8 protein-coding genes are annotated in these 8,415 nt (G+C 67.7%); 7 read left to right on the top strand and 1 reads right to left on the bottom strand.

Annotated features, from left to right (window positions below; all coding sequences use genetic code 11):
* Window positions 1-434 precede the first annotated feature (434 nt).
* The 7 genes from KBX37_RS06645 (at window position 435) to KBX37_RS06620 (ending at window position 6,277) form a co-directional block, all read left to right on the top strand.
* A complete protein-coding gene (locus KBX37_RS06645) occupies window positions 435-1,142 on the top strand; it encodes a TetR/AcrR family transcriptional regulator (protein ID WP_210775035.1) in 708 nt (235 codons plus the stop codon).
* Window positions 1,118-2,014: a thioesterase family protein gene (locus KBX37_RS06640; RefSeq protein WP_210775034.1), complete on the top strand. Its 897-nt coding sequence runs from the start codon at window positions 1,118-1,120 to the stop codon at window positions 2,012-2,014. The genes KBX37_RS06645 and KBX37_RS06640 overlap by 25 nt, the downstream gene beginning before the upstream one ends.
* 89 nt (window positions 2,015-2,103) lie before the next feature.
* The gene (locus KBX37_RS06635; RefSeq protein ID WP_210775033.1) at window positions 2,104-2,994 is read left to right on the top strand and encodes an alpha/beta fold hydrolase; all 891 of its coding nucleotides are present in this window, start codon (window positions 2,104-2,106) and stop codon (window positions 2,992-2,994) included.
* A 318-nt stretch (window positions 2,995-3,312) separates the two neighbouring features.
* Complete coding sequence (locus KBX37_RS06630) at window positions 3,313-4,209, top strand: hypothetical protein (RefSeq protein WP_210775032.1); 897 nt, start codon at window positions 3,313-3,315, stop codon at window positions 4,207-4,209.
* 213 nt (window positions 4,210-4,422) lie between these two features.
* On the top strand, window positions 4,423-5,178 hold the full coding sequence (locus tag KBX37_RS06625; RefSeq protein ID WP_210775031.1) for a DUF429 domain-containing protein: 756 nt from the start codon (window positions 4,423-4,425) through the stop codon (window positions 5,176-5,178).
* A gap of 65 nt (window positions 5,179-5,243) precedes the next feature.
* Window positions 5,244-5,714, top strand: a complete 471-nt coding sequence (locus KBX37_RS35905; RefSeq protein ID WP_374103677.1) for a DUF6361 family protein — start codon at window positions 5,244-5,246, stop codon at window positions 5,712-5,714.
* A complete protein-coding gene (locus KBX37_RS06620) occupies window positions 5,681-6,277 on the top strand; it encodes a hypothetical protein (protein WP_210775030.1) in 597 nt (198 codons plus the stop codon). The genes KBX37_RS35905 and KBX37_RS06620 overlap by 34 nt, the downstream gene beginning before the upstream one ends.
* Here KBX37_RS06620 and gltX read toward each other — a convergent pair.
* The gene (gltX, locus tag KBX37_RS06615) at window positions 6,171-7,619 is read right to left on the bottom strand and encodes a glutamate--tRNA ligase (RefSeq protein ID WP_307848979.1); all 1,449 of its coding nucleotides are present in this window, start codon (window positions 7,617-7,619) and stop codon (window positions 6,171-6,173) included. The two genes, KBX37_RS06620 and gltX, sit on opposite strands and share 107 nt — an antisense overlap.
* Window positions 7,620-8,415 lie beyond the last annotated feature (796 nt).

Below are 8,415 nucleotides of genomic sequence, written 5' to 3'. Positions count from 1 at the left end.
CTCGTCGGCATCCTCCACGGCTGCCTCAAAACCCGCACCCCCTACGACGAGGCCACCGCCTGGCACCACCGCGAAGCGCACGACCAAACCGCCGCAGCTTGACCGCTCCGCTCATGGGATGTCTGTCGACAGCTGCGCCCTTGGCGCGTTAGTCCTGCCTCCGAATCAGTAACGTCTCATGATCATCTCATGTGATGCACTGACTACTTGAGACCGCCGATTACCTGTGCTGGTGTCGCCTCTGAGTTCCGCTGGCGGGCCCGGGCGATGTTCCCGCGCACCAGCGAGCTCTGGATTTCGATTGCCTTGTCCCACAGGGCGATCTGACCGCCGATCCGACACGGGTTCAACGCGGCCATCGATCCGGCAACGCAACGGCGCCGCGCGACTAGCCATCTAGACAAATGAGCTGAACTCAACTTAGTATCCTCGACATGGCATCGACCCTTGCCGCGTCCTCGCTGTCGGTCCGCGGCCAACGAGCCCGCGAGCGCCTGCTGCAGGCCGCCGCTGAGGAGCTGATCGACAACCGGGGCTGGCTGGAGATGGCGACGGTTGCTCGCCGGGCGGGGGTGTCCGTGGGCTTGCCGTACCGGTACTTCGGCACTCGCAGCGGTCTGCTCACCACCGTCGTGGAGCTGTTCTACGACCGGCTTGACAACGCGGTGCTGCACGCGTCCTTCCCGGGCCAGAGCTGGTATGAACGCGAGCACGAACGCACCAGCGCCTGGGTGCGGTTCCTGTTCGACGAGCCTCTGGCTCCGATTGTGCTGGGCCCGCTGGCCCGGGACGCAGACGTGGCGGCGGTCGAGGCACAACGGCTTGATGCCGCTATCGAGCGGGGTGCCCGCAATATCGGCCATGGGCAGGCGGAGGGCGATCTTCCATCCGGCCGCGACCCGCGCCTGCTCGCCGCGGCGGTACTCGGCGGCATGAGGACCACGGTTGGCGTTGCGCTTACGTGGCAACCACGGCCTGATCCGGCGCTGATCGCCAATGAACTCTGGACGTTCGTCTGGGGCAGTGTGACCGGGGACCCCTCGCCCACCCCGCCCCCGGCGGGCCTACCGCGATGGATCGCCGCCCTCCCCGAACGACCGCGGAAGGAGCCAGAAAGATGCAACAAGCCGGTGAGACGTTGAGCCAGGACCCGTTGTGCAGCGACTTTGACCGTGCCACAGCGGTCACTCCACGCGGTGATGACGAATCGGTGTTCGATGCCGTCCTGCCCGACGGGTGGCGGGTCGGCGCTGGCATCAACGGCGGTCTGCTCTCCGCCCTCGTCGCCCGGGCCCTGTCCAAGGAACTCGGCAGCGGGTCCGGCCACCGCGACCCGTTCGCCCTGACCGCCTACTTCCTCTCCGCCTGCCACCCCGGTCCGGTGACCGTACGCACCGGGTCGGTGCGATCCGGTCGCCACCTCTCCACCGGTGCGGCGCGGCTGATGCAATCCGGCAAGGACGGCACAGAGGTGGAACGGCTGCGGGTGCTGGCCAGCTACGGCGACCTGGGCGCGCTCACCGACGAGGTGCTCACCACAGCCGCTCCGCCCCGCATGCCCGACCCTGACGACTGCCTCCCGGCCGACCATGCACCGCCCGCATTCCTTGAGCGGGCACCCTTCATCCGGCAGATGGACCTCCGGCTCGACCCGTCCACCGTCGGCTGGGCATTCGGACAGCCCTCGGGCGTTGGAGCACTGCGTGGCTGGCTTCGGATGCCCGATGGTCGCCAGCCCGATCCCCTGCTGCTGATCTTCGCCGCCGACTGCCTGCCACCGACCGCCTTCGAACTCGGGATCTTCGGGTGGATGCCGACGGTAGAGCTCACCGTGCACGTGCGGGCGAGACCCTCGGGCGGATGGTTGCGGGTCAGCCACACCACCCGCAACTTCGCGGGCGGCTTTTTCGAAGAAGACGCTGAGGTCTGGGATGAGTCCGGCCGCCTCGTGGCCCAGTCCCGGCAACTGGCCCGCGCGCCAGAGCGGAGACACGCGTTTCCCGCGCACGTCTGATGCAGGCCGAGCGCCAGGGGCCGCGGCCGACCGACGGGGTCATACGACCATGGTGGCTCATCTGCGACAACCTCGCTGTGGCCCGCCGGATGGCGGAGCACGCCGGCCACCAAGGTCCCGAGAAGGAGGAGTTGCCCGTGGAGTACGAGCAGGAGTATGTCGACCGCGGCGCGGAGCGCCTCGGGCTGCAGACCTATCCCGAGCCGGACACTCCCGGCGTGCCGGCCGTAGTGGTCTGGCCGGCGATGGGCGTGCCGGCGCGCTTCTATCGTCCTTTCGCCATCGAGCTACGAAACGTGGGATTGGCCGTCCACGTGGCCGACCTGCGCGGCACCGGTACCAGCTCACCGCGGCCCAGCCGGGCCTCCCGGTACGGCTACGCTGACCTCGCCGCTGACGTCGGCGCGGTCCAGGCGGTGTTGAAACCTCGGCTCGAGGGCCGGCCCCTACTGCTGCTCGGCCACTCGTTGGGTGCACACGCGTGCCTGCTGCACCTCGCGTCAACCGGCGGCGCTGGCATCGCCGGCATGGTCGTGGCGGCCGCGGGACTGGCGTACTGGCGGACGTATCCCCGTGCCCGCGGGGTGCTCACCCTGACGCAGACGCAGAGCGTCGGGGCCACCGCGGCACTTTTCGGCGTCTGGCCTGGTTGGGGTTTCGGAGGCCGGCAGTCGCGCGGGGTGATCGGCGACTGGTCGTACACCGCCCGGCACGGCCGGTATCCGGCGCTGAACGGCTTCGACCCGGAGCCGGCCCTGGCCCAGTTACGGACCCCGGTGCTCGCCGTCAGCGTCGAGGGCGACCGTTACGCACCCGCAGCGGGCCTCGACTACCTGTGCCGCAAGCTCACGGCCGCACCGGTCAAGCGCATGCACTACACGACGGCCGAGGAGGGTGTCCGGCTCAGCCACTTCAGATGGGTACGGGCCGGTGGCCCCCTCGCCCGCAGGGTCGCCGAATTTGCCAGCGCGATCCACTGATTCTCTTCCCGCATCGGACGAAAGGCGCTCGATGACCTTGCCCTCACGACGTGTAGCCGTCTTCTACCTCGAGGGCACCCTGGTACGCGGCGACGCGTTCGCCCGGTTCACCCGCCAACTGCTGGAGGCGCTGTATCTGCGTCGACTCGCTGACTCGTTACGGACGCAGTGGCCGGTCCTCGTGTACCAGACCCGGATCGCCGATAGCATGCGCCGCCTATCTGGACGGGCCGCCTATCTCGCGCGTTCCCTACCAGTCGGGCCCCACGCTGCCGCACCCGTGGTCAGCGTCGCTCCCGCCGCGAGAGGAGTACCACCATGATCGCCGGATCCCATGACGTCTCGCAGGATCCCGTCGGCGCCTTGCTGGCCGAGACGTTTCCGTACCAGCATGTTCTGCGCGCCGAAATTGCGGCGGACCTTTGCCGCTGTCCAGTTCTGCTGATCGACCCGCCGAACAAGTCGTTCTTCGGCCACGTTGTGGAACTCGCGATTGGTCTGGCCTTGTGCGATCAGAGCCCGTACCTTCGCCTGCTCCACTGCCTCGACCACGACCTTGCGGCCCGATTGCTCAACATGGCCGGCTACCGGCCCACCATTAACGCCACCACGGCATACGACGTCTGGCGCCGTAGCGGCTCAGCGCTGCAGCCAGCGCGCATCTTCACCGTGGCCAGTCGGCTCGCTCACGTCCGTAACTTGCTCAACGACCTCGACCGTCATTGCTCAGACTCCGTAGATGTCGCGCAGCATCTCCTTGAGCAGTACCCGGGCCTCCTCAGCGGTCGTGCCGAGGAGACGTATCACACGAGACGTGTGTTCCGTACCGTCTGGGCCAGCTACTCCAGTGGCTTCCACAGCGCTTTCCGCTCCTACGGGCCGGCGACCGCGCAGCTGTCCCTGCTCGACGGACACCGCCACACCGACTTCCTCCTTGGTACCACCGTGCTGGAAGTGAAGAGCGGTCGACTCGACGAAGACCGCTACCTTGACGAGCTGATCCGTCAGATCCTGACGTACGCCCTGCTTGCCCATCACGATGGTCACCGCGTCACTCATGTCGCCGTCTACGCCGTTCGATATCAGCGGCTGCTGCGATATCGCATCGATGAGCTGGCCAATCAGCTCGCCGGCACGCCCATCGATCTGGCTGCAACCGGCGCTGACTTGGCCGCCGCCATTAGGGCCCGGCCACGTCGAAGGCCAGCCGCCTGACCGCGAAGAGCGATCCGGGTGCACCGCAATCGGCCGCTCGGCCCATTGGACTAACAAGAATCGGTGTGCTGCGGAACGTCGCGTCGTGGACGACGCCGCCGCACCGCACCCAGCCCTGGCTCAGCACATCGGATCCCGGATACGGCTGAACATCGGCTAACGACCGTCGGTCGAGCCATGCCCTAATGCGCTAACGACACCTAGAGTGGTGCGGTGCTGACCCTCGGCGTCGACCTCGCAGCGGCGGACATGCGTACGGCGATGGCCGCGGTCGAATGGCTGCCGGACCGCGCCATAGTGCGGGACCTGGTCCTCGACGTCAGCGACGCCCGCATCGTCGAGGCCAGCGAGCACGCTGACAAGGTCGGACTGGACTGTCCCCTCGGCTGGCCGGAGCCTTTCGTCTCGCTCGTGCAGGCCCATCGAATCGGCCACGTCACCGATGCCGATGCCGACGGCGCCCAGTGGCGGCGTCACCTGGCTTACCGGCTGACGGACGAGGTGGTCCGCGAGGAGACCAGCATCATCCCGCTCAGTGTGGCCGCGGACCGCATCGCTCACGCCGCCTTCCGTTGCGTCGGATTGCTGGCGATGCTCGCTGCCGCCGGACACGACGTCGACCGTTGCGGCGGGGGCAGGATCGTGGAGGTGTACCCGGCGGCGGCCCTGTGCCGCTGGGGATTGGCGTACCGCGGTTACAAGGGCCGGGGTCAGCACATGCAGCATGCCGATCTGGTTACTGCGCTTCGCGAGGCCGCGCCCTGGCTGGAGTTGGGTGCTTTTGAGGGGCTGTGTCGGCGCAGCCATGACGCGTTCGACTCGGTGATCGCGGCCTTGAACGCGCGCGCCGCGGCGATCGGCAAGGCAGTCCAGCCGAGCGACGAGCAGCGGACGGTCGCACGTGTCGAGGGCTGGATCGCTCTGCCCACCGGTCCGCTCAGCGACCTCATCGATGGTGCAGAAGGATGAGCGGAGGGTATTGATGGCCTCGGGGTTGAGCTGGCTGGACAGTTCCCGCGACGACCAGAAACCGGATGCGTGAGCTGCTCAAGCTGTTCAGCGACGCGGAGAGCCGGGACGAGTTGGGCGTCGGCCAGGTCCGCGACGCGTTCAGTGACCTGCTGTTTCCCGGGACCTCGGTGCTGCAGACCCGGGCGCGGTACCTGCTGACCGTGCCGTGGTGTTATCAGGAGGCGCAGCGGCGTGGGCTGCGCGGTGAGCGCCTCGCCGCGCAGGTTGACGGCAACGAGACCAGTACAGGGCGGCCCTCGACCACCTCCGTGGTCTGGGAGTGCTCACCTGGACACGAGGCGTTCCCAGCCTTGTCCTGCAAGCCGCCGACCGGATCATTCCCGGGGCGGTGGAGGCGGCGCGCACTTCCGTGGTCAACGCAACGCCTCCCCGGTGCCAGCCAAGAGATCGGGTACCACTCACCCGAGCGGACGGCAGGGCGCTGTGGCACCTTGCCTCCGTGGTCGACGACCTCGACCTGGGCATCAATGTGATCGTGCGCGGCACCGACAAGATCGACGCTGTCGGCATCCAGCACCGACTGCGGCTCCTACTCGGCGGCCAGGCTCCCGTGTGCTATCTGTTCCTGCCGAAGCTTCGTGAGCCCATGGGTTCACCGGTCCGGATCGCCGATCTCACGTCAACGTGCATCCGCCCGTCGTCCATCCGCTGGTACGTGGCCGAGCCCTACCTCATTGAGGGCAGGCCACCGCACACGTTCTGGCATGTGCTCGACCGGCTGCGGCCGGTCCTGCCAGCTCCACGGGACTCCTACTTCGACCCGGCCCGCCTCGCGGCGCTCGACCGAAAGATGTCCGCCGTGCTTGATCGACGCACCGCCGCCAGAGATCTGACGCACCACGTCGGAGCGGCGCGACCCGATCTGATCGAACGGGTCTGCGCCGAATGGCGTAGACCCTTAGCCGAGCAGGTCGCGACGTACCAGCGCCTCACCCGGCAGCGTGTGCCGCAGCCGCGCGCAGCCGGTCTAGCGTCCGCTGGCGGCCCAATACCTCCAGCGACTCGAACAGCGGCAGACCCACCGATCGGCCGGTGACGGCGACGCGGACCGGTGCCTGCGCCTTGCCCAGCTTCAGCCCGTGCGCCTCACCGACCGCCAGCAACGACTGCTTCAGCGGCTCGACCTCCCACGACGGGAGGGCCTCGAACGCGGCGGTAACGTCGGGCAGCACCTTGGCGTCCTTGCTCGCCTTCACCCACGCGGCCTCGTCCATCTCGACGGTGTCGAGGAACAGGAAGTCAACGTTCGGGACGATCTCGGACAGCAGACTGATACGCGTCTGCGCCAGCGGAGCGACCTTCCCGAACACCGCAGGGTCGAACGCCTCCGGCCGCCACGGCGGGACCGTGATTCCGAACCCGGCCTGGGCCTTCTCCTCCTCGGTCACGAACGGCCCGGTCAGCCAGGGGGCGCAGGCGGCGACGAACTCCTCGAGGCTCAAGGCCCGGATGTACTCCCCGTTGAACGCCGTCAGCTTCTTCAGGTCGAAGAAGGCCGGAGCCGAGTTCACCTGATCGAGGCGGAACTCGTCCTCGATCACAGACCACGGCACGATTTCACGATCACCGGAGGGCGCCCAGCCCAGCAGCATCAGATAGTTGCGCATGGCCGAGGGCAGGAAACCCTCATCCCGATGCATCTCCAGCGCAACCTTGTCCCGCCGCTTCGACAGCTTCTGCCGCTTCTCGTTCACCAAGATCGGCGTGTGCGCCCACGTCGGCGGCTCGTGCCCGAGAGCCTGCCACAGCAACTGCTGCTTCGGCGCGTTCGGCAAGTGCTCCTCCGCCCGAATCACATGGGTGATGCCCATCGCGATGTCATCCACCACGTTGGCGAGCAGGAACACCGGCGACCCGTCACCACGAGCGATGACGAAGTCCTCGATGAGCCGGTTCTCGAACCTCGGCTCACCACGTACAAGATCCTTGACGACCGTCACGCCCTCATCGGGCGTCCGGAACCGCAGCGCCCTGCCCTCGCCAGCCTCCAGCGCACGACTGCTGCAGTAGCCGTCGTACCCGGCGTACTGGCTGCCCGACCGCGCCTGAACCGCGTCCCGCGTGCAGTCGCAGAAGTACGCCTTTCCTGTGTCGAACAACTGCTGCGCGGCCTTGGCGTGCTCGGCCGCGTAGGACGACTGGAACAATGGACCTTCGTACTCGTCAGGGCCGACACCCAGCCACGCCATCGCCCGCACGATGCCCTCGGTCCACTCCGGCCGCGAGCGTGCCGCATCGGTGTCCTCGATCCGCAACACCAGCGTCCCGCCAGACTGTCGGGCTACCACCCAATTCAACAGCAGCGACCGAGCGTTCCCCACGTGGAACATGCCCGTAGGAGAGGGCGCGAAGCGAAGCCTAACCGCAGAAGCAGACACGTCAATCAGCCTATAGGCAGGGCCATACGGCGGCCGTGCTGGCAGCACGTCGGAATTCCCCGGCTACCGCCACAACTGGTAGGGCAAGGCCAGATCGGGCACCTGACAACCGTAGGCGCCAAATTGGCGCCTACGAGGCTAACCAGCGACCGTGACTCGTCGCGGCCAGTAGGCCGCACGGCCAGGCGCACGGCCAGGAAGCTCGCCCACTGGCCGGCTACGCCTGGAGACTATCCTGCTGGCCGCTAACAAGGCAGGGCTGCCGGCCTCACCCGCAACGACCACGGGCACGTGACAGGCAGCTCGACAAGAAGCTCGGGGACATCCACGTCACCGATCTTCCCGCACGATCCGCAGGACGCCGCGCCCAGAGAAGGGCGCCAGATTCAAGATCGCCATGGGGGACCCCAAGGACGGAGCCACGTCTTGGCCGGCACCCCGGCTGCCGGTCGCGTGCCGCCCCACGGTCTGGGTGGCTTGTGTCCACGATCACGGCACCGCGCCCATGGCTTGCCGGAAACCGTCCAACCGCTCCCGAGCACCCAGGCGAGCACCCGGCCATCGGCGGGGATACGGAGAAGGCCCCGACCCGACGTAAAACGCCAGGCCAGGGCCTCGATCACCGTGCGCCGCCAGGGACTCGAACCCCGAACCCGCGGATTAAGAGAAGATCGCGGATGGCTGGTCAGGTGATCGCGCTCCTGGTCAGCCCGTCGGTCACGTCCCGTGACGTGGTGTAGGTCGCCTGCGTGAGGCCCTGTGCGCTGTTCAGTTTTCCGGTTCGCTGCCGGGCTGG

It is taken from the genome of Micromonospora sp. U56 (assembly GCF_018070095.1).
Classification (GTDB): Bacteria; Actinomycetota; Actinomycetes; order Mycobacteriales; family Micromonosporaceae; genus Micromonospora; species Micromonospora purpureochromogenes.
Note: the sequence above shows the minus strand (reverse complement) of the source record. Positions and strands in the feature narration are given on the sequence as shown.

Excerpts from the sequence above, each read along its gene's own strand:
- KBX37_RS06635 (WP_210775033.1), top strand. The coding sequence starts at position 2,104 with ATGGCGGAGCACGCCGGCCACCAAGGTCCCGAGAAGGAGGAGTTGCCC.
- KBX37_RS35905 (WP_374103677.1), top strand. The coding sequence starts at position 5,244 with ATGCGTGAGCTGCTCAAGCTGTTCAGCGACGCGGAGAGCCGGGACGAG.
- KBX37_RS06630 (WP_210775032.1), top strand. The coding sequence starts at position 3,313 with ATGATCGCCGGATCCCATGACGTCTCGCAGGATCCCGTCGGCGCCTTG.
- KBX37_RS06640 (WP_210775034.1), top strand. The coding sequence starts at position 1,118 with ATGCAACAAGCCGGTGAGACGTTGAGCCAGGACCCGTTGTGCAGCGAC.
- KBX37_RS06645 (WP_210775035.1), top strand. The coding sequence starts at position 435 with ATGGCATCGACCCTTGCCGCGTCCTCGCTGTCGGTCCGCGGCCAACGA.